The organism is Telluria sp. GW821-FHT07G12 (genome assembly GCF_059418525.1).
In genome coordinates, this window is sequence record NZ_JBWKQA010000009.1 from 101,787 (window position 1) to 121,884 (window position 20,098).

Annotated in this window: 15 protein-coding genes and 3 tRNA genes; 13 read left to right on the top strand and 5 right to left on the bottom strand. The window is 65.3% G+C overall.

Going from position 1 to position 20,098, the window contains the following annotated elements; all coding sequences use genetic code 11:
- Positions 1–99 precede the first annotated feature (99 nt).
- The 4 genes from AC07PE_RS25210 to AC07PE_RS25225 all read left to right on the top strand — a co-directional run bounded on the left by AC07PE_RS25210 (position 100) and on the right by AC07PE_RS25225 (position 3,116).
- Entirely contained in the window at positions 100–1,089 is a 990-nt protein-coding gene (locus AC07PE_RS25210; RefSeq protein ID WP_498769725.1) for an SDR family oxidoreductase, read from the top strand.
- An 18-nt stretch (positions 1,090–1,107) separates the two neighbouring features.
- Positions 1,108–2,181 carry a non-homologous end joining protein Ku gene (gene ku, locus AC07PE_RS25215; protein ID WP_498769727.1) on the top strand — a complete coding sequence of 358 codons (1,074 nt, stop codon included), beginning with the start codon at positions 1,108–1,110 and terminating at the stop codon, positions 2,179–2,181.
- Positions 2,182–2,469: a hypothetical protein gene (locus AC07PE_RS25220; protein WP_498769729.1), complete on the top strand. Its 288-nt coding sequence runs from the start codon at positions 2,182–2,184 to the stop codon at positions 2,467–2,469.
- A 116-nt stretch (positions 2,470–2,585) separates the two neighbouring features.
- Positions 2,586–3,116, top strand: coding sequence for a nuclear transport factor 2 family protein (locus AC07PE_RS25225; protein ID WP_498769731.1), 531 nt, complete (start codon positions 2,586–2,588; stop codon positions 3,114–3,116).
- 6 nt (positions 3,117–3,122) lie between these two features.
- Here the strand turns inward: AC07PE_RS25225 and ligD are convergent, their stop codons facing one another.
- Together ligD and AC07PE_RS25235 are read right to left on the bottom strand one after the other, a co-directional pair.
- Positions 3,123–5,837: a DNA ligase D gene (gene ligD / locus AC07PE_RS25230; RefSeq protein ID WP_498769733.1), complete on the bottom strand. Its 2,715-nt coding sequence runs from the start codon at positions 5,835–5,837 to the stop codon at positions 3,123–3,125.
- A 112-nt stretch (positions 5,838–5,949) separates the two neighbouring features.
- The gene (locus AC07PE_RS25235) at positions 5,950–7,644 is read right to left on the bottom strand and encodes a M28 family metallopeptidase (protein WP_498769735.1); all 1,695 of its coding nucleotides are present in this window, start codon (positions 7,642–7,644) and stop codon (positions 5,950–5,952) included.
- Positions 7,645–7,776: 132 nt separating this feature from the next.
- Here AC07PE_RS25235 and AC07PE_RS25240 point away from each other — a divergent pair, with 132 nt between their 5' ends.
- From AC07PE_RS25240 to AC07PE_RS25260, 5 genes are all read left to right on the top strand, one after another.
- The gene (locus AC07PE_RS25240; RefSeq protein WP_498769737.1) at positions 7,777–9,015 is read left to right on the top strand and encodes a M28 family metallopeptidase; all 1,239 of its coding nucleotides are present in this window, start codon (positions 7,777–7,779) and stop codon (positions 9,013–9,015) included.
- A 118-nt stretch (positions 9,016–9,133) separates the two neighbouring features.
- Entirely contained in the window at positions 9,134–9,490 is a 357-nt protein-coding gene (locus AC07PE_RS25245; RefSeq protein WP_498769739.1) for a hypothetical protein, read from the top strand.
- Positions 9,491–9,709: 219 nt separating this feature from the next.
- Positions 9,710–10,654, top strand: a complete 945-nt coding sequence (locus AC07PE_RS25250) for a D-2-hydroxyacid dehydrogenase (RefSeq protein WP_498769741.1) — start codon at positions 9,710–9,712, stop codon at positions 10,652–10,654.
- Positions 10,651–11,022, top strand: coding sequence for a group III truncated hemoglobin (locus tag AC07PE_RS25255; protein ID WP_498769743.1), 372 nt, complete (start codon positions 10,651–10,653; stop codon positions 11,020–11,022). The genes AC07PE_RS25250 and AC07PE_RS25255 overlap by 4 nt, the downstream gene beginning before the upstream one ends.
- A gap of 13 nt (positions 11,023–11,035) precedes the next feature.
- Positions 11,036–11,914: an oxygenase MpaB family protein gene (locus AC07PE_RS25260; RefSeq protein ID WP_498769745.1), complete on the top strand. Its 879-nt coding sequence runs from the start codon at positions 11,036–11,038 to the stop codon at positions 11,912–11,914.
- Here AC07PE_RS25260 and AC07PE_RS25265 read toward each other — a convergent pair.
- The 3 genes from AC07PE_RS25265 to AC07PE_RS25275 form a co-directional block, all read right to left on the bottom strand.
- The gene (locus AC07PE_RS25265) at positions 11,883–12,401 is read right to left on the bottom strand and encodes a hypothetical protein (RefSeq protein WP_498769747.1); all 519 of its coding nucleotides are present in this window, start codon (positions 12,399–12,401) and stop codon (positions 11,883–11,885) included. The genes AC07PE_RS25260 and AC07PE_RS25265 overlap by 32 nt on opposite strands.
- A gap of 92 nt (positions 12,402–12,493) precedes the next feature.
- Positions 12,494–14,770, bottom strand: coding sequence for a hybrid sensor histidine kinase/response regulator (locus AC07PE_RS25270; protein ID WP_498769853.1), 2,277 nt, complete (start codon positions 14,768–14,770; stop codon positions 12,494–12,496).
- Positions 14,771–15,100: 330 nt separating this feature from the next.
- A complete protein-coding gene (locus AC07PE_RS25275; protein ID WP_498769749.1) occupies positions 15,101–18,982 on the bottom strand; it encodes a two-component regulator propeller domain-containing protein in 3,882 nt (1,293 codons plus the stop codon).
- Positions 18,983–19,087: 105 nt separating this feature from the next.
- Here AC07PE_RS25275 and AC07PE_RS25280 point away from each other — a divergent pair.
- From AC07PE_RS25280 to AC07PE_RS25295, 4 genes are all read left to right on the top strand, one after another.
- Positions 19,088–19,164, top strand: a tRNA-Arg gene (locus tag AC07PE_RS25280).
- Positions 19,165–19,326: 162 nt separating this feature from the next.
- Positions 19,327–19,403: transfer RNA gene (locus AC07PE_RS25285), tRNA-Arg, on the top strand.
- A gap of 134 nt (positions 19,404–19,537) precedes the next feature.
- Positions 19,538–19,957, top strand: a complete 420-nt coding sequence (locus AC07PE_RS25290) for an energy transducer TonB (RefSeq protein WP_498769751.1) — start codon at positions 19,538–19,540, stop codon at positions 19,955–19,957.
- 70 nt (positions 19,958–20,027) lie between these two features.
- Positions 20,028–20,098 (top strand) — tRNA-Arg (locus AC07PE_RS25295).

A 20,098-nucleotide genomic window follows, 5' to 3' on the forward strand; every position in this document is an offset into this window, starting at 1 on the left:
CAGCAAATGCGGCGCTGTGTGTGGAAGCGCACGGTAGCGAACGCGCTGCGGCGTGAATACTGCGGGATCGGGTAACACGCTTAGGACAAGGAGATCGGCATGGCCAACCAGGACGATGTAGCGAACAAGCAGAAAGCAATCCAGAACCGCCAGGACCAGCACGACGCCAGCATGCAGAAGGGCGATCAGGGCAGCGGCGGAGGCGGCGATCAGGGCGGCGCCGCCCAGACCGGCGTCCAGCAACCCTCGGGCGACTTCCCGGCTCAGCACCTGGCCAAGCCCGGCCTGGAAGCCCAGATGGAGCTCAAGCCCAAGTTCATGGCCGAGGGCTACAAGGGCAGCGGCAAGCTCGAAGGCCAGGTGGCGATCGTCACCGGCGGCGACTCCGGCATCGGCCGCGCGGTCGCGATCCTGTTCGCGCGCGAAGGCGCCGACGTCGCCATCCTCTACCTGAACGAGCACGAGGACGCCGCCGAGACCCAGCGCTACATCGAGGCCGAAGGCCGCCAATGCGTGACCGTCGCCGGCGACGTCAAGGACATGGAGTTCTGCCAGCAGGCCGTCGACCAGATCGTCGCGAAGTTCGGCCGCCTGGACGTCCTGGTCAACAACGCCGCCTTCCAGGAGCACGCGGAATCGCTGCTGGACCTGACCGAAGACCGCTTCGACGAGACCATGCGCACTAATATCTACGGCTACTTCCACATGGCCAAGGCCTGCCTGCCCTACATGAAGCGCGGCGCCGCGATCGTGAACACGGGTTCGGTGACGGGCCTGAAGGGCTCGAAGAAGCTGCTCGACTATTCGACCACCAAGGGCGCGATCCACGCCTTCACCATGTCGCTGGCGGCCAACCTGCTCGACAAGGGCATCCGCGTGAACTGCGTGGCCCCGGGCCCGGTGTGGACGCCGCTGAACCCGGCCGACCAGTCGCCGGAAGACATCACCAAGTTCGGCCAGCAGACCACCTTCGGCCGCCCGGCGCAGCCGGAAGAGCTGTCGCCGGCCTACGTCTACCTGGCGTCGAGCGTGTGCTCGGGCTACGTGACGGGTGTCGTTCTTCCGATTACGGGTTCGGTCGGGGAATAATTTTAAAGGAGCGTGACAATGGCAAGGAGCATGTGGAAGGGCGCAATCAGTTTCGGACTGGTCCATATTCCGGTCGAGCTGTATCCGGCAACCAGCGAACACTCGCTGGACCTGCACATGCTCGACCGGCGCGACTTCGCGCCGATCGGCTTCAAGCGCTACAACAAGAACACCGGCAAGGAAGTCTCCTGGGACGACATCATCAAGGGCTATGAATACGCGACCGACGAATACGTGGTGCTGTCCGACGAGGACCTGCGCCGCGCCAACCCGGAAGCGACCCAGACCATCGACATCCTGGCCTTCGTCGAGGCCGACCAGGTGCCGCTGCTCTACTACGAGCAGCCCTACTATCTCGCCCCCGGCAAGGGCGGCGACAAGGTCTATGCGCTGCTGCGCGAGACCCTGCGCGAGGTCGGCAAGATCGGCATCGCCAACGTCGTCATCCGCGTCAAGCAGCACCTGGCGGCGCTGGTCTGTGTCGACGATGCCATCGTCCTCATCACCCTGCGCTACCCGGACGAGATCCGCCCGACCGACGAACTCAAGATTCCGGGCGAGCACTCCAAGGCGGCCATGGTGACGGCCAAGGAACTGCAGATGGCCAAGGCCCTCGTCGAAGGCATGAGCGAGAACTGGAAGCCGCAGCAGTACCACGACACCTACCGCGAAGACGTGATGGCCATGATCAAGAAGAAGATCAAGGCCAACCAGACCAAGACCATCACGGAGCCGGAACCGGAGCAGGACAAGCCGAAGAAATCCAACGTCATCGACCTGGTCTCGCTGCTGCAGGCCAGCCTGGGCAAGAAAGCGGCGCCCGCGCATGCGGACCGCGACGACGATGACGACGACGATCCGCCGCCGCGCAAGTCGCGCAAGCCTTCCAGCGACGAGGACGACGATGCCTCGGACGCCCCGCCGCCGCGTGCGCGCAAGTCGACGTCTTCGCATGGCACCGTCCATACGCGCGCCACTGCGGCCAAGAAGCCGGCTGTCAAGAAGGCTGCGGCCAAAGCCCCGGCCAAAAAGGCCGCCGCCAAGACCGCTGCCGCAACCAAGGCTCCGGCCAGGCGCAGGAAGGCGGCCTGAGTGGATTTGGATACTTTGCTCGACCTGCTGCAATGGCCGGCCATGGCGGTCACGCTGTGCGCCGCCTTCCTGGTCGGCGCCCGCCATGCGCGGCGCCGGATCCTCGGCTTCTATACCTTCATTGTGTCGAACCTCATGTGGATTGCCTGGGGCGTGCATGACGGAGCCTGGGCCCTGATCGCGCTGCAGGCGGGGCTGTGTGCGATGAACGTGCGCGCGATTATCCGCAACCACAAGGAGGCGGAGGCCGAAACCCACGACCAGGCCGGGGCCCGCCAGCCCTCGTGAAGCGCAGGCCCGCGCGTCAAACCGTTTTGCCGTGAACCATGCACGGCTGAACGCATCTCCTTGGACAGGCCGTGCACAGCGGCCTTATCGTCGCGGCATACCACCAAGGAGACGCGATGAAAGCAGCAATTCCCATGTTGTTCCTGGCCGCCGGCCTGTGCCTGTCCGCGCCGCAGATGGCCCGCGCCGACGATCCCGCGCACAGCAGGAAGCAGATCGAGGCCGTGGTCGAGAGCTTCCGGACCTCCCTCATCAAGAAGGACAAGGAAGCCTTCCTGCAGCTGTTCATGAAGGAGGACATCACCTGGGCCGGCGTGACGACCGACGCCTCCATCGAGATGCTCTACGCAAGCCGCCCCAAACCCGAGATGAAGCGCCCCTTCAAGTACTTCACCAGCACGCCGCGCCGGTTCATCGACATGATCGTCAAGGATCCGGCGCCGGTCGAGGAGACCTTCTCGAACCTGCGTATCGAGACCGATGGCGACGTTGCCCAGGTCTGGTTCGACTACACCTTCATGGAGGGGAGCCACCGCAGCAACTGGGGCAAGGAGAGCTGGCAGCTGGTGCGGCTTGACTCCGGCTGGAAGATTGCGTCCGTCGTCTGGTCGCAGGAAATCAATCCGACCCCGCCGCCCAAGCCGTGAACGGCGCTACTTGGCCTTGAATCCCAAGGCCTTCATCGCTTTGGTCAGCGTGACCGCGCTATCCTCGTAATCCTCCCACGGCGAATTGCCGATCGCCAGCCGCTCCCCGACGGTGCGCACGGTCCAGTGCGCCCCTGACCTCAGGTCCATCAGCTCTTCCCAACGCACCGGCACCGATATCCCCAGCCCCGGCCGGGTGCGCGCGGACCAGGCCGCGACCGTGGTCGCGCCGCGCCCGTTGCGCAGGTAGTCGATGAAGATGCGGCCCACGCGGTTCTTGGCGCCGCTCTTGTCCGAGAAGCGCTCCGGCAGGGTCTTCGCCAGGTGGGTCACGATGGCATGCGAGAAGTCCTTCACGGTGTCCCAGTCCAGCTTGGGCTTGAGCGGCACCACCACGTGCAGGCCCTTGCCGCCGCTGGTCTTGAGGAAGGGATTCAGGCCCAGCTCCTGCAGGAAGGCGCGCACCAGCTGGGTCCCTTCCTGCACCTGGGCGAAGGTGATGCCCTCGCCCGGGTCGAGGTCGAACACGAAGCGGTCCGGTGTGTCGTAGCGCTTTTCGACCGCGTTCTGGCTGTGGATCTCGACCACGTTCCACTGGGCGCAGGACAGGATGCCTTCGACGCTGTCGATGCGCGTCATGCGCGGGTGGTCCGGATCGAGGGCCTGGTCCAGCTGGCCCACGCCCGGCATCTTGCGCGGATCGACCACGTGCTTCTGGAAGAACAGCTCACCGCCCACGCCCTCGGGCGCGCGCACCAGCGAGACCGGGCGGCCCTTCAGGTGTTCCATCATCAGCTCGCCGACCAGCGCGTAGTACTCGACCAGTTCGAGCTTCGTGACGCCGCTCTCCTTGTCCATCACGCGTTCGCCGTGGGTGACTTTGAACGTTGGCGGCAAACCGCTGGCCGCCGGCGCGGCTTTCGCTGCCTTGCTCGATGCCTTCGCTGCCTTCGCCGGCGCGGCACTGGCGCGCTTGCGCGGCGCCGGCTTGCTGTCTGCCGCCTGCTCCTCGGGTTTCATGCTTGCCCGCTCCTTCCCATTTTCCTGCACGTGTCTGGCCTGTTCGCGCACCACGCTTTTGGCCGGCTTGTCCTTGCGCAGGCCTTGGAACACGGGGTGGCGGATCGAATTGGTGGCGGTCCATTCCGAAAAACTGACCTCGGCCACCAGGTTGGGCTTGACCCAGTGGTTGCCGCGGCCGGGCACCGCGCGCGGCGGGAAGGGGTTCTCCTCGGTCGCGATGGCTTCCAGCGTCTCGCGCATGTGGCGCAGCGAGGCGCCGTTGAAGCCGCTACCGCAATTGCCGGCGTAGCGCAGCACGCCCTGCTCGTCGTAGTAACCGAGCAGCAGCGAGCCGATGCCGGTGCGCGCGCCATGCGGGTCGGTCCAGCCGCCGATCACGAACTCCTGGCGCATCCCGCACTTCAGCTTGATCCACTCGGGCGAGCGGCGCGTCACGTAGCGCGAGTCGCGGCGCTTGCCGATCACGCCTTCCAGCCCGATCTGGCAGGCGGCCACCACCAGCTGGCTGGGGTCGGTGCCGAATTCGGAAGAGAAGCGCACGGTGTCGGACGGCTTCGCCGCCAGGACTTCCTCGAGCAGTGGACGGCGCTGATCCAGGCGCACCTCGCGCAGGTCGTAGCCCTTCATGTAGGGCGCGTCGAAAACGAAATAAACGATTTGCGCGCGGTTGGAGCCGTCGAAGGCCAGCTGCAGCAGGTTGAAGTTCGGCTTGCCGTTCTCGTCGTGGACCACGATCTCGCCGTCGTACCAGCCGTCCGGCAGCTTCATGCGCTTGATCTCTTCCTGCAGCGGGCGCAGCTTGTCGGTCCAGTCGTTGCCGTTGCGGGTGATCAGGCGGATGTCCTTGCCCTTGTCAGCGACCCGGGTCAGCATGCGGTAGCCGTCGAACTTGATCTCGAAGATCCATTCCTCGGGACGTTCGGGCGGCGCGTCGACCAGGGTCGCCAGCTCGGCGCTCAGCGTTTTCGGCAGCTCGGCTTTTACTGCGCCCTCGGGCATGGCGCCGCGTTTCGCCGTCTTCGCAGCCGGCTTGGCGGCGGCAGTCTTGGCAGCCGCTTTGGCGGCTGGCTTTTTGGCAGACTTGGCCTCCGCCTTCAACTCGGCCACCTTGGCCCGTGCCGCCGCCCGATCCCCGGGCGCACCCGGCATCGGCAAGTCCTTGACGCTGTCCGGCATCTCGTCGACCACCGAAAACTCGGAGGCCGGGCGCATGTACTCGTCGTTTTCCTTGATCAGCAGCCAGGGCTCCTGCTTGTCGTCCTCATGGCCGCGCAGGCGCACCAGCACCCAGCGGCCGTGCATCTTGTGGCCATGGATCTCGAACTTGATCTCGCCCTTGGCATAGCCCTTGCGAGGGTCGCCGATCGGCTCCCAGGTGCCCTTGTCCCAGACGATGACCTCGCCCGCGCCATATTGCTTGGGCGGGATCGTGCCTTCGAAATCGGAATAGGAGATCGGGTGGTCCTCGACGTGGATCGCCATGCGTTTGTCATGGCTGTCGAAACTGGGGCCTTTCGGCACGGCCCAGCTCTTCATGGTGCCGTCGAGTTCGAGACGGAAATCGTAGTGCAGCCTGGTGGCCCAGTGCTTCTGGATCACGAAGGTCAGCGCGCCGGTGCTGGCGTCGCCGCCTTCCGCGGGTTCCGACGTGATCGAAAAATTCCGCTTGGCCTTGTATTCCTTGAGTGCGTCGGGCATGGCATCACCTGTACATCAGCAGCAATGTTGCCAATGTACGGCGATGCCGCGGGCGCGACTGTACGGCAGCTAACCGTCGCGCGCCCCGCTCACTTTCTGCTCAACTGAGCAGTTACTTCCGCTCGGATGAGCTCTGATCGCGCGCAGCCCGGAATTCCGAATCCTTGCTCCAGTTCGGCCAGGCGTTCGAGTCGGCCAGCTCGCGGCCTACCGCGTACAGAATGCCCAGGTCGCGCGTCATGCCCTCGAAGGTCCACTCCGCATGCCATTCATCGGAGGGCTGGTGGTAGTTCTCCTTGACGTAGCGGTCGGACTCCTTCTTGCCGGCGGCGACGCCACCCTGCTCCCAATGCTCGCCCGAACCGAAGGAAATCGCCGGCACGCCGCGCTTGGCGAAGGGGAAGTGGTCGGAACGGAAGAAGTGGCCGGCTTCCGGTTTCGGGTCCGGCGAATAGCTCAGCTTCGCCAGCTTGGCCTTCGCCACCAGGCGGTCCAGCAGGTCCAGCTTGGCGCTGCCCGAGATCGTGAAGTCGCGCGCGCGGCCGTAGGGGCTGAGGGCGTCCATGTTGATTACGCCGACCGTCTTCGCCAGCGGATACACCGGGTTCGAGGCATAGTATTCGGAGCCCAGCAGGCCCTTCTCTTCGGCGGTCACGGCCAGGAAGACCACGCTGCGCTGCGGCGCCGGCGCGGCCGCGTACACGCGCGCCAGTTCCAGCAGGGCCGCGATGCCGGTCGCGTTGTCGACCGCGCCGTTGTAGATGCGGTCGCCCTTGGCGTCGGGCAGGCCGATGCCGAGATGGTCCCAGTGGGCGCTGTAGACCACGTACTGGTCCGGATGCTGGCTGCCCTCGCGCACGGCGAGTACGTTCTTCGAGACGATGGTCTGGGCGTCGACCGCATACTTGCCCGACATCGACACGCCCGTCAGCTCGACCGGCTTGAAGCTGCGCGCTTGCGCCGATTTCTTCAGCTTGTCGAAGTCCAGGCCGGCGCGCTTGAACAGGTCGACCGCCAGGTCGCGCTGGATCCAGGCTTCGACCGGCGCGTGCGCCTCCAGCGGGTTCTTGCGCACCACGTCGTACATGACGTTGGTGTTCGAGTTTTTCACCGTCGCCCAGCCGTAGGAGGCCGGCGCGGTCTCGTGCACGATCAGGGTGCCGAGCGCGCCGCGGCGGGCCAGCTCCTCGAATTTATAGGTCCAGCGGCCGTAATAGGTCATGGCCTTGCCGCCGAACTCGCCCTTGCCGATGTCGAAGTCCGGGTCGTTGATCAGGACCACGGCCAGCTTGCCTTTCAGGTCCTGGCCCTTGAAGTCGTCCCACTTGCGCTCCGGCGCGGTGACACCGTAGCCGACGAAGACCAGCGGCGCATCCTTGAACTCGACGCTCTTCGCGCCCGTCATCGCTGCGCGCACGGAGATCTGCTCGCCCTGGGTCAGCGCGTCTTCCTTGCCTCCGCCCTTGACGCTCACCGTCACCGGGCCCTTGATCTCGAAACGCCCCAGCGGCACGTCCTGGGTCCAGCCGCGCTTGCCGTCGACCAGGTCGCCCCCCGGCTTGAGGCCGGCCGCTTCGAACTGGTTGACGAGATAGGCGACGGTCTTGGCTTCGCCCGGGGTGTTCGGGCCGCGGCCCTCGAACTCGTCAGAGGCGAGCACCTTGACGTCGTGCGACAGGTGGGAGGCCTCGATCTGCACGGCCTGCGACGCGGGCGGCGCGGGTTTGACGGCCGGGGCGGTCGGTGCGGCATGCGTGGACGCGGCCAGCGCGGCCGCGGACAGGATGGCGATGGAAGTGGTCTTCACGGTTTATGGATTTTGTTGGTTAATTGGAAATGCCGAATGAGTATCCGTGGAATAATTTCCACTGTCAAATATGCATCAATCGTGCGCGTGGCATATAGTTGGCTTCCATTTCGCACCCGATCGAGAGCTCATGTGAAACCGTCCGCCCTGCTCATCCCTTCCCTCTTCTTCGCGGCCGCCCTGGCCGTCCCTGCGTCCGCTCAGACTGCTACGCCGGCCACCGATCCCGTGGCCCAACTGGTCTCCCAGCTCGACCTGAACCGCTACAAGGACACCATCCGCAACCTGGCACGCTTCGGCGACCGCCGCCAGGGCACCGAGCGCAACCGCAAGGCGATCGACTGGATCGAGGCCCAGCTGAAGTCCTACGGCTGCGCCACCGAGCGTATCCGCTATGAATACACGCCGCCCGCGCCGCGTCCGCCCGGCAGCCCGCGCCCGGCAGGTACCGGAGGTGGCCGCGGCGGTCCGTCCGGCCAGGGCGGCAGCACCCTGTTCGGCACCCGCGCGCCAACCGGCGTCAACGAGAACCCCATGAGCCAGCCGGACGAGCGCCTGCGCGCCCTGAACGCCGAGCAGCCCGATCCGAAAGGCGGCCCGCGCGAAGAGGTCTACTGCACCAAGGTCGGCAACACCCATCCCGAAGAGATGTACATCGTCGCCGCCCACATGGACGGCATGGGCTATGGCGAGGCCGCCAACGACGACGCGTCCGGCACCGCGCTGGTGATGGAACTGGCGCGCATCCTGAACGCATCCGGCGTGACGACCGGGCGCAGCATCCGCTTCGCATTGTGGAACAACGAAGAGACCGGGCTGAACGGCGCCGCGGCCTACGTCAGCCAGCGCAAGGACCTGCAGGAGATCGAGTCGCCGAAGGGCTCCGGCCGCTATCCGGAACCGCGCTGGCTGGGCATGATCCAGCACGACATGATGATGTTCGACCACGGCATGCCGGTGGCGCACCTCGACGCGAACGGCAAGACGGTCACCAGCCCCCTGCCCGAACAGCGCCGCGAAGCCGACGTCAACATCGAGTTCCAGGCGAATGCCAGGCAAGCCGAAGGGGCCCAGAAGCTGGCCTGGACCTTCCGCGCCGCGAACGACAAGTACGCTTCGGACTACCCCGCCTCGGTCGGCCCGCACATGACCAACACGGACTCGACCCCGTTCATGGACCTGGTGCCCTCGATCTCGCTGCGTGAAAACGAGCGCGGCCAGCAGATCGGCGCCGGCTGGAATCCGCACTGGCACCAGCCGACCGACCTGGTGGCCACCTTCAGCGACAAGGATTACCTCCTGGGCCTGAACGCGGCGCAGACCACGCTAGCGGCGATCGCCCAGCTTGCCGGCGCGCGGACGGCGCAGTGATAGCTATTTGTAAGAACATGTAAAAGCGCGTCAACTGACCGGCGAACAGGCGCGTTGAGGGACCAGTAACACCGGGAATGTCCCACCATATCAACGACAAACTGAAGGAAACATCGCCATGAGCAAAATCGTCGCTACCCTGATCGCCGGTCTGTTTGCTACCTCGGCATTTGCCGCCCAGTCGACCGCAACGTCGCCGGCCCCGGCAACGGCGCATGCCGCCAAGGCCGATGCAAAAGCAGACAAGGACATGGCCAAAGCCGAGGCCAAGGAAACCAAGGCAGCAGCCAAGGCCGATGCCAAGGTAGAGAAGAAAGAAGCCGAAGCCAAGTCGGACGTCGCCGTCGCCAAGGCCGACGCCGCCAAGACCAAGGCAAAAGCACACAAGAAGGCCGAGAAGGCCAAAGCGGAGGCTGCTGCCGACAAGGCCGTGGACCACGCAGACAAGAAAGCCGACGCGGCAGCAGCACACTAAGCCCACGCGGCTCAAGCCCCATCACCTCCGAAAGACAGGCCACGGCCTGTCTTTTTTTTGTGGTGGGCGGTCGATAAACCTGCTGCGCGTTGCATTTTCGCCCTGCGATGCTCGCCGTACCGTAAGTACGGCTGCGCTTCTCGGACGAAACTGCCGCCGCTCGCTACGGTTTCTCGATCCGCCGATACAATAGTGGTCTGCTTCGTTTTTGGGACCGCCATGCACAAGATCGTCTTCCTCGACCGCGACAGCCTGATCGCCACCGTCCGTCCGCCCGCCTTCGAACACGAATGGCAGGACTACCCGGCCACCGCGCAGCACGAAGTCGTCGAGCGCCTGCGCGGCGCCACGGTCGCGATCACCAACAAGGTGCCGCTGCGCGCGGCCGAGATCGCCCAGCTGCCGGATCTGAAACTGGTGGCCGTGGCCGCCACCGGGACCGACAACGTCGACCTCGCCGCCTGCCGCGAACGCGGCATCGCCGTCTGCAATATCCGCAATTACTCGGTGGTGTCGGTGCCGGAGCACTGCTTCGGGCTGATCCTGGCGGTGCGGCGCAATCTTCTCGCCTATGCGGCCGACGTCGCCGCCGGCCGCTGGGAACAGTCGACCCGCTTCTGCCTGCTCGACCACCCGATCGGCGACCTGGCCGGCAGCCGGCTCGGCATCGTCGGCTATGGCGCGCTGGGGCGGCGCGTGGCGCAGATCGGGCGGGCGTTCGGGATGGAGATCGCGGTTGCGTCGCGCTCTCCCGTCAGCGATGACGATGTGCTGCAGCTGCCGCTGGCCGAACTGCTGGCGACTTCCGACGTCATCAGCCTGCACCTGCCGCTGACCGAGCAGACCCGCCACATGATCGCCGCCGCCGAACTGGCGTCGATGAAGAAGAGCGCCATCCTGATCAACACCGCCCGCGGCGGCTTGGTCGACGAGGCGGCGCTGGCCGCGGCGCTGCAGAACGGCACGATCGCCGGCGCCGGCTTCGACGTCTTGAGCAAGGAGCCGCCCGTGCCGGAGAACCCGCTGCTGAATCTGAAGCTGCCCAACTTCGTCCTGACCCCGCACGTGGCCTGGGCCAGCGGCGGCGCCATGCAAACCCTGGCCGACATGCTGGTCGAAAACATCGACGCCTGGGCGGCCGGCACGCCCAAGAATCTCGTATGAGCATCACGGCTTCAAGCATCGTCCAGCTGGTCGATACCTTCTATTCCCGCGTCAGGGAAGACGCCGTGCTCGGCCCCGTGTTCGAAGCAAAGCTGGCCGGCCACTGGCACGAGCACATGCCGCGGATGGTTGCGTTCTGGACCAAGGTCCTGCTGGACACCGGCGAATTCCAGGGCAACGTCTTCGGCAAGCACATGGCCTTGAGCGGCATCGGCAAGGAGCACTTCGTGCGCTGGCTGACCCTGTTCAGGCTGACCGCGATCGAGGTCTTCGGTCCCGAGGACGCCGACCCGGCGCTCCTGGTGGCGAACCGCATCGCCAGCAGCCTGCAGCTGGGCTTCTTCGGCGATATCCAGGTCCAGGTCTGACGATCCAGCACGGATGCTGAGCCGAATCCAGGACCTCATGCTTCCGCCGCCCGGCATGGCTTTCGACTTCAGCCAGCCGCACGGCGAGCCGGCCCTGACGCCGGCGGACGGGGTCTCCTGGCGGGTGTTCGCCAATCCGGTGGCGCTGTTCATCGGCGGCGTGACGGCGGTGCTGCTGGAGCTGGCCGAACCCTCCGTCCGTTCGGGCGTCTGGGACCACAGCAGCTTCCAGCGCGATCCGCTCACACGCCTTCGGCGCACCGGCTTTGCGGCCATGATGACGGTGTATGGGCCGCGCACGGCGACCGAGCAGCTGATCGCGCGCGTGGTGCGCATGCACGCGCATGTGGAAGGCAGCACGCCGGATGGTGTCGCCTATCACGCCAACGATCCGCGCTTATTGGACTGGGTGCATGCGACGGCCAGCTTCGGCTTTACCGAGGCTTATCACCGCTATGTGCGTGGCTTGTCGGCGCTCGAAAAGGATGCTGCTTTCGCCGAGGGCCAGGCCTCGGCCGGGCTGTATGGCGCGACCGGGGCGCCTGCTTCGTGGGCTGCCTGGGAGGCGCTGCTGGCGCGGACTGCACCCGGGCTGGAGGGCTCGGACATCCTGGCGGATTTTATGCGGATCATGGAGGACGCGGCCATCTTGCCGGCGCCGATGCGCTGGCTGCAAAGGCTGCTGGTGCGCGCCGCCGTGGACATCCTGCCGGAGCCGGTGCGTTCGCTGCCGCAGTTGCGCGGGCATGGCTTGCGGTTAGGCGAAGCGGCGCTGGTGCGGGCGCTGGCGCGCGGGTCCGTGCTGCTGCCCCTTGGCGATACGCCGCCGGTGCAGGCGGCGCGGCGGCTCAAGGCAGGCATCAACGCATCAGCATATCCAGACCAACAATGACCGATATGGTGATCGAAGCGACGGCGTAGCTTGCCAACTGATCTTTCCAGTTCAGCTGCAGGCGCCTGCTTGCCTTGACAAGCAAAACCAGCAGGCCGGCCGCCACCAACACCGGCAGTGTCCATTTTCCCAGTCCCAGGAACATGCTCACCCGCGCCTCATCGTTCGGATACACGACGCTTACCAGTCCGGCCACCAGACGCATGAAAAATGCGGCATAGAGGAAGGCATATACCCTAAAGGATGAGCTTTGGATTACCAGGAGATACGCGATCACGCCTTGAACGATCGTTACGATCGGCGCGGCGATATCGGCCAGAGCCCGTTGCCAAGGCTGGGTTGGCGACAGATACGACACGCCATTCAAACCGAAGCGCATATCGAAACCCAATGCTGCGCCCATCAGCCAATGCGAGGCTTCATGGACCAAGTGGGTAATGAAGAAGACAAGGATGAGCCAGGCGAAAAACGGGGGGCGAAGTTTCACGGTATTGGTTGGAATTATGTATGTGTAGTGCTTACACTATACATAAAGACAATTTTCTAAGGTGCAATTTTTTACGATAGGCGACGCTAAAACTACAGTGCGAACACGGGAGCCTCGCGCACCAGGCTCGCCGACAGCACACGCTGGACTTTGTCGATGTCGACTGGCTTGGTAAGGTGGAGGTCGAAGCCCGCCGCCAGGCTGCGCGCCTGATCGGCTTCGCTACCCCAGCCTGTCAGCGCCACCAGCACGCGGGCCTGCGCACCCGGCAAGGATCGCAACAGAGATGCAGTCTCGTACCCATTCATGCCCGGCATGCCAATGTCGAGGAACACCACCGCAGGGTCATGGCACTTCACCATCGCGACCGCCGTCTGCCCGTCATGCGCGAGGAATACCTCGTGGCCGCTCATCTCAAGCACCATCGCCATGGTCTCGGCCGCGTCGCGGTTGTCGTCGACGACCAGCACCCTGTGCCGTTCGATCACGGCCGGACTCGGCGGCCGCGCGACCTCGGCCGGCTGCGGCGTGTCCGCACGCGGCAGCCAGATGCGGAACAGGCTGCCGGCGCCGGGGCCGGCGCTCTCGGCGGCGACGCGGCCACCGTGCATCTCGACCAGCCCCTTGACGACGCTCAGGCCGATGCCCAATCCGCCCTGCGCATGGTCCAGGTGCTGCTGAACCTGCGCGAAGCGGTCGAACACATGCTCCAGCATATCGGGCGGAATGCCGATGCCCGTGTCGGCCACCTCGATGAGCAGCATGCCCGCCTCAGTGGCCTCGGCGCCTCGCAGCGACACGCGGCCTCCGCGCGGAGTGTATTTTGCCGCGTTGTTTAGCAGGTTGCCCACCACCTGCACCAGCCGGGTCGGGTCGCCGGTGACGCGTAGCGCCGGATCGACACTGTCCCAAACGAGCTCATGGCCCTGCGCGTCGAACAAAGTCTGCACACTCTCCAGCGCTTGTTCGAGCACGGACTGCAATGAAAGCGATTCCTGCCGCAACAGGATCTTGCCCTGGCGGATGCGGGCGATGTCGAGCAGGTCGTCGACCAGGTGCACCATGTGATCGAGCTGACGTTGCATGATGCCTAGCACTTGACTCGCCTGGCTCGGCAGGCCGCCTTTGATTTTCTGCAGCAGGTGCACGCCGGTTCGTAAAGGTGCGAGCGGGTTACGCAACTCGTGCGCGAGCGTGGCCAGGAAGTCGTCTTTCTGGCGATCGGCAAGCTTGAGTGCCTCGCGCGTGCGTACATAGTTCGTAATGTCGACACAGGCGCCGGTCATTGTTTTCGCCCGTCCCGTCGGGTCCAGGAAGGTACGGCCGCGATCGTACAGCCAGTGCAGCGAACCATCCGGATACACTACCCGGAACTCCATGTCGAAATCATCGCCGAAATCGCGGCAGCGCTCGCAGCGGCGGATAACTTCGGCGCGGTCGTCCGGGTGCACCAGCGCGATGAATTGGTCGAGGCTGCGTACCGCCTCCCCGGGACGGAGACCGAACAGACGGTCGAGCGCATCGTCCCAGGTGAGCCTGTTGTCCAGAATGTCCCAGTGAAAGGTGCCGGTGCGGCTGGCTTCCAGCGCCATCTCCATCGCCAGCTCGGTGGTCTTGCGGCTGGTGATGTCCATCGCCGTGCCGTTAGCGCGTACACAGCGGCCGGCATCGTCGAAGAGTCCGCGTCCCTTGGCCGCGACCCAGCGAACCCGGCCGTCGTCGCGGCCCACCGTGCGGTACTCGACATTGTAAAGCGCGCGCTGCTCCGGATCGCAGGCGGCCGCGAACGCGCGGGCCACCATGGCCCGGTCGTCCGGATGCAGGATGGCGAAAAAATCGTCCAGTGAAAGCGCTTCGTCGGTCATGATGCCGAACATGGTTCGCAGGCGCGGTTGCCAAATCATACTGCCATCGGCCACATTCACATCCCAGAACGCGATCTCGGCAGCGTCCGTGGCCAGGCGCAGGCGTTCTTCGCTCTCGGCCAAGGCTTGCTGCGACACGCGCGCGACGCGTGCATTGTCTGCGAGCTTCACAGTCGCGGTGGTTTCGATCGCCGCACAGAAGATGCCCGCGACCAGCCCTTCGTCATCCAGCAAGGGGGAGTAAGTGAAACTGAAATAGTGTGGTCCAGGCGTCTCACGGCCGCCCAACTGAAACGGTTTATTCTTGAACGAGAGCGATTCGCCGCGCATTACGGCCTCGTCCAAAGGCCGCAGTTCCTCCCAGATCTCGCTCCATACCTCTGCCCTCGAATGACCCAGCGCATCGGGGTGTTTATTGCCAAGTATGGGGATGTAAGCGTCGTTGTAGAGCAAGATGTGGCGTGGCCCCCACGCGATGGACATCGGTTGCTGCGTCCGCAGCATCAGGTTCACGGCAGTTTTCAAGGACAACGGCCATGAGTCCAGTATACCCAGCGGCGTTGCCGACCAGTCGTAGCAACGGATCATTGCGCCCATAGCGCCACCGCCGCGAAAATGCGGGTGGTCAGAGGAGTCGGTCATTGGTATTGCTCTATATAGCCGGGACGGGGCGATTCGCGAAGTTTGATTGGGCAGGCCTGGAAGCCGATCCGCGCGCCGTGTCCTGGCACGCATGCCCATCATATCAGTCTAATGACAAAGCGTCATTACACCTGCCAGCCAACGATCGCCTGCAGCAGCTTCAATGACCCTCCCTTCTGGCCAACCCGGATACTACGATACTTTCGCGCTGCCTTGCTGAGTGGCCGCGGCAGCAAGATCCAGCCCCTGCACTGCCCGCAAAGGCAAATCCAGGATAAACAAGGTCCCCTGCCCGCTCTCCACCCGGATCGTCCCGCCCAACAGCGTCGTGACGATGTTATAGGCGATATTCAAGCCAAGCCCAGTCCCGCCCTGCCCCATCCGCGTCGTAAAGAAGGGATCGAAAATCCGCGACAGATGCTCGGCCGGAATCCCGCGCCCATCGTCCCGGAACTCGATGCGCACGCGGTCGGAACCGGCAAGCGAAGCCGCCAGCACCATCTTCCCGCCCGGCCCCTCGAAGGCATGCAGCAGCGCGTTGTTGACGAAGTTAATCAGCACCTGCCCCAGCGGTCCCGGATAACTATCCATGACGATGCCCGGCGCGACCTGAAGCTCCAGAGAATGCCCGCCGCGCCGCACCTGGTTCATGATGGTGGCGGCGATTTCCTGGCAGGCCTGGGCCAGGTCGAAGCGGCGGCGCTGGGTGCTGGCCTGGTCGACCGAGACCTGCTTGAAGCTGTTCACCAGTTCGGCCGCCGCGTGCAGGCTGCGCTGGATCAGGGCGCTGGCTTCGCTGGCGGCCGCGATCCACCCTTCGAGTTCCGACTTCTTCAGGTTGGCCGAGGCGAAGCGCGCAGCCAGCATGTCCGTCTTTTCCTGCAGCGTGCTGGCCATCAGCAGGCTGTTGCCGATCGGCGTATTCAGTTCGTGAGCGACGCCGGCTACCAGCGAGCCGAGGGAAGCCAGCCTCTCGTGGGCTGCGAGCTGGGCCTGGGTGTCCTTCAGCTGGCGGTAGGCATCGGCATTGTCCAGCGCTACACCGACGTAAGCCGCCAGGGTGCTGAGCATGTCCAGTTGCAGATGCTGGTAGGCCTGGCGTTCGCGGCTCTGCACGCACAGCACGCCCAGCGCGCGGGCGCCGAGCAGCACCGGCACCAGGATCAGCGAAGCCGGCGGCCGTGCATCCGGCTCGTCCTGCAGCTTGCCGACCCAGCGCGCGGCGTCGCGCTCGAAATCGTCGATCAGGAATTCCTCGCCGTTCTCCGCGCAGCGCAGCGCCATCGCCATCACGCGGGCGCCGCACTGTTCGGCGCCGTCGACGCGCTTGCCGTCTTCGATCACGAAGGGGCAATCGAGACGGTCGCCGCGCAGCACGCCGATCGCGAACACGTGCACGTCCATCAGCTGCCGCACCTGGCCGTAGACATTCTTCATGATCGCCTCGCTGTCCAGGTTGGAGGTGAGTTCGCGGCCGATGTCGGACAGCAGTGCGATGTTGCGGCGCGCCTGCAGCGCCGCTTCCTTCTGCTGCTCGGCCGCTTCCTTCTGCAGCACCAGTTCGGCGGTGCGCGCGCCGACGGTGCGTTCCAGCCTTTCGGTCTGCTGCATCAGCGCGCGGATGCGCAGCCGGTAGATGGCGACGCCGGCGCCGATGACGGCCAGCCCGCCCAGCAGGCGGAACCACCAGGTCATCCAGAACGGCGGCGCGATGTCGATGGCGAGGTGCGCCGGGGTGTCGCTCCACAGCCCGTCCTTGTTGGCGGCGCGGACCTCGAACACGTAATGGCCCGGGTCCAGGTTGGTATAGGTGGCGAAGCGTTTGCTGGCGTCGGTCTCGGTCCAGTCGCGGTCGAAGCCCTGCAGGCGGTAGGCGAAGCGGTTGCTCTGCGGGTCGGCGAAATGCAGGGCCGCGAACTCCAGCGTGAACACGGAATCGCGGTAAGGCAGCTCGACCCGCGGCGAATCGCCTGCGGCGTGCGGCAGGCGCGAACGGTTCTGCACCAGGAAGTCGGTGATGACCGGCTGCGCAGGATACGGGTTGTCGCGCACCGCGTCGGGCATGAAGGAAGTCATGCCGTTGGCGCCGCCGAAGTGCAGCTCGCCGTCGGCGCCGCGCGCGGCCGAGCCGACGAAATAGGTGCCGTCCAGCAAGCCGTCCTTCGCGCTGTAGCTCTTGAATTCGCCGGTGGCCGGGTCGATGCGGGTCAGGCCCACCGTGGTGCTGACCCAGAGCTCGCCGCGGGCATCTTCGAGGATGGCGCCGATCGGCACCGGCTCGTGCGTATTCGTCACCGGGAAATAGCGGAACATGGCGCCGCCGGCGGCGTCGCGCTCCATGCGGTGCAGGCCGGCCGCGGTGCCGACCCAGAGCTCGCCGCGTGCCGACTCGTACAGATAGTAGACGCGGTTGTGGCGCAGCGTGGCCGGGTCCTTGTCGTCGTGGCGGTAATGGGTGAAGGTGCCGCTGGCGCGGTCGAGGCGGTCCAGGCCATTCTCGGTGCCGAGCCAGATATTCCCGGCGCGGTCTTCGAGCAGCGCGAAGCCGTAGTTCTCGCCGAGGCTCTTCGGGTCGAGCGAATCGTGGCGCCAGGCGCTCAGGGTGCGCCCGTCCGGATCGAGCAGGAACAGGCCGCCGCGGGTGGCCACCCACAGGTTGCCGGCGCGGTCCAGCATCAGGTCCTGCACGTAGTTACTGGCCGCATCCTTGCCCAGGGCTACCGTGGCGAACAGGCCGCTCGCGGCGTCGCGCCAGGACAGGCCAGTGGCCGAACCGACCCACAGGCGCCCGCGCCCGGGCAGCACGGCGGTGATGGTGTCGTCCGGCAGGCTGCCTTTGCGCGCCGGATCGTGGCGGATACGCTCGGCCCGGCCGCTGATCGGTTCCAGGTGGAGGAGTCCGGAGCCGGTCGTTCCCAGCCACAAGCGGCCATCGGCGCCGGCCGCGATCGCGCGGATCTTGCGACTGAGGGTGGCGGTGCGGTCGCCCGGATCGCCCGGCAGCAGCGTGAAACTGCCGAAGCCGCCGCTGGCGAGGTCGGCGCGGTTAACGCCGTTGAACAGGGTGCCGACCCATAAGGTGCCGGTGCGGTCCACGCGCACCGCGCTGACCTGGTTGTCCGACAGGCTGTGGCGGTCGAGCGGCACATTGGTATAGCTGACGAAACGCTGGCTGGCGGGATCCAGCCATTTCAGGCCGTCGAGGTCGGTGCCGACCCACAGGTTGTTGCCGGCGTCGTGGTAGAGGGTCAGGATGCCGGTCTCGGCGATGCCTTCGTCGGCGCCGACGTGGCGGCGCTGGGGCTGGCCCTCGCCGGTGCGCCAGGCGTCGAGGCCGGCGCCGGTGCCGACCCACAGCGTGCCGTTCTGCGCCATCGACAGCGACAGCACGGTGTTGCGCTTGGCGCCGCCGCGCGGATCGATGTCGTAGTGATCGAAGCTGGTCGCGCCGGCCGGCAAATGGTCGATGCCGACGCCGGTGCCGACCCACAGCCCGCCGCGCCCGTCGAGTGCCAGTGCGCTGACGCGGTCGTCGCGCAGGCTGCTGGAGTCGGCGTCGTCGTGGCGGAAAACACGGAAGCGTCCGCTGGCGGTGTCGAGGTGGACCAGGCCCTCGCCGGTGCCGACCCATAGCCCGCCGGCGCCATCGCCGACGATGGCGGCCACGGCGCGGTTGCGCGCCAGCAGCTCGCTGCCGGAGGCGAAGGGATAGCGGACGAACTTCTGGCGCGCTTCGTCGAAGCGGGCCAGGCCGCCGCGCGTGCCGAACCACAGCCGCCCTTCGCCGTCTTCATACGAAGCCTGGACGTAATTGTCGGGCAGGCTGGACTGATCGGCTGGATCGCTGCGGAACGCGCGGATGCGGTAACCATCGTAGCGGTTCAGTCCGCTCTGGGTGCCGAACCACATGAAGCCGGCCCGGTCCTGCAGGATGGTCTTCACGGTTTCCTGCGACAGGCCCTGCTCCAGGCTCAGGTGCTCGAAACGCAGGCTGCGCGGCGCGCCGGCCTGGGCCGGCAGGCTGGCGATCGAGATCAGGACGGTGGCTGCGGCGGCAATTAAAAAGCGGAACATGGACGGTTTTCCGGAGACAGCCTTAAATCTACCAGAAGCCCCCGTTATGTTGAGAAAAATTAAGTCTTCCACCGGTGGGATGTCACTGCTATAATGGCGACTCGGGCGGCTGTAGCTCAGCTGGATAGAGTACTTGGCTACGAACCAAGGGGTCGTGGGTTCGATTCCTGCCAGCCGCACCACTTATGCATGAGAAACGGCTCAGAAAGTTCTTCTTTCTGGGCCGTTTGTCTATTCCCTTCTCCAGTTGCGGGTGTCCTGGACCATCCATCCCAACCCCGGCAGTGCCTGAATCTTCCGGGGCTTGGCCAATCGCCAACCCGCTGCTATAATGCGTGCCTCGGGCGGCTGTAGCTCAGCTGGATAGAGTACTTGGCTACGAACCAAGGGGTCGTGGGTTCGATTCCTGCCAGCCGCACCAACTTCTTCAGGACGAATGGCTCAGAAAGCGATTTCTGGGCCATTTTTCTTTGTTAGAAAGCACGCATTTTCCTCTCTGCTCGTGCTGGTATCCTTGCCGTTTCATCAACGACGGCCTTCCACTCGAGGATACCCATGTCCCAGCCCTACCGACCGAGCGCCGGCATCGCGCCCGCTGTGCTCGCCTCGATGCTCCTGGCAAGCTGTGCGGCGAATGCGCAGGAAGTTCAAACTACCCAGAACACCGCGGCGTTCGCCGATCGCGGTGCCATTCTAAAAACTGCAAGTTGCAGGACGCCAGTCTATTCGATGGCGGCCCTACGCAAGGAGGCGCAAGGCACCGTTACCTTATCGTTCCTGATTGGCCCCGATGGCCATGTGCGCGATGTGGCGATCAGCCGGTCGAGCGGCCATCGCGAGCTGGACGATGCAGCCTCAAGGTCGCTTTCGGGATGCATCTATGAGCCGGCAGTCGCCGAAGGTAAATTTGTGGAAGAAAAATCGAGCGTTTCCTATGTGTTTTCACTTGGCGGGCTGCTGCCCTCGCGCTTCTGACGAGCCTTTGCAATGCCCGCCCGCATGGGCTTGGCCAAACGCCAAGCCGCTGCTATAATACGTGCCTCGGGCGGCTGTAGCTCAGCTGGATAGAGTACTTGGCTACGAACCAAGGGGTCGTGGGTTCGATTCCTGCCAGCC

What these genes read in the sequence shown, in the direction of transcription:
- ku (WP_498769727.1), top strand. Translation starts at nt 1,108, where the DNA reads ATGGCAAGGAGCATGTGGAAGGGCGCAATCAGTTTCGGACTGGTCCAT.
- AC07PE_RS25275 (WP_498769749.1), bottom strand. Translation starts at nt 18,982, where the DNA reads ATGTTCCGCTTTTTAATTGCCGCCGCAGCCACCGTCCTGATCTCGATC.
- AC07PE_RS25210 (WP_498769725.1), top strand. Translation starts at nt 100, where the DNA reads ATGGCCAACCAGGACGATGTAGCGAACAAGCAGAAAGCAATCCAGAAC.
- AC07PE_RS25270 (WP_498769853.1), bottom strand. Translation starts at nt 14,770, where the DNA reads ATGCTGCGGACGCAGCAACCGATGTCCATCGCGTGGGGGCCACGCCAC.
- AC07PE_RS25245 (WP_498769739.1), top strand. Translation starts at nt 9,134, where the DNA reads ATGAGCAAAATCGTCGCTACCCTGATCGCCGGTCTGTTTGCTACCTCG.
- AC07PE_RS25260 (WP_498769745.1), top strand. Translation starts at nt 11,036, where the DNA reads ATGCTGAGCCGAATCCAGGACCTCATGCTTCCGCCGCCCGGCATGGCT.
- AC07PE_RS25250 (WP_498769741.1), top strand. Translation starts at nt 9,710, where the DNA reads ATGCACAAGATCGTCTTCCTCGACCGCGACAGCCTGATCGCCACCGTC.
- ligD (WP_498769733.1), bottom strand. Translation starts at nt 5,837, where the DNA reads ATGCCCGACGCACTCAAGGAATACAAGGCCAAGCGGAATTTTTCGATC.
- AC07PE_RS25290 (WP_498769751.1), top strand. Translation starts at nt 19,538, where the DNA reads ATGTCCCAGCCCTACCGACCGAGCGCCGGCATCGCGCCCGCTGTGCTC.
- AC07PE_RS25225 (WP_498769731.1), top strand. Translation starts at nt 2,586, where the DNA reads ATGAAAGCAGCAATTCCCATGTTGTTCCTGGCCGCCGGCCTGTGCCTG.
- AC07PE_RS25255 (WP_498769743.1), top strand. Translation starts at nt 10,651, where the DNA reads ATGAGCATCACGGCTTCAAGCATCGTCCAGCTGGTCGATACCTTCTAT.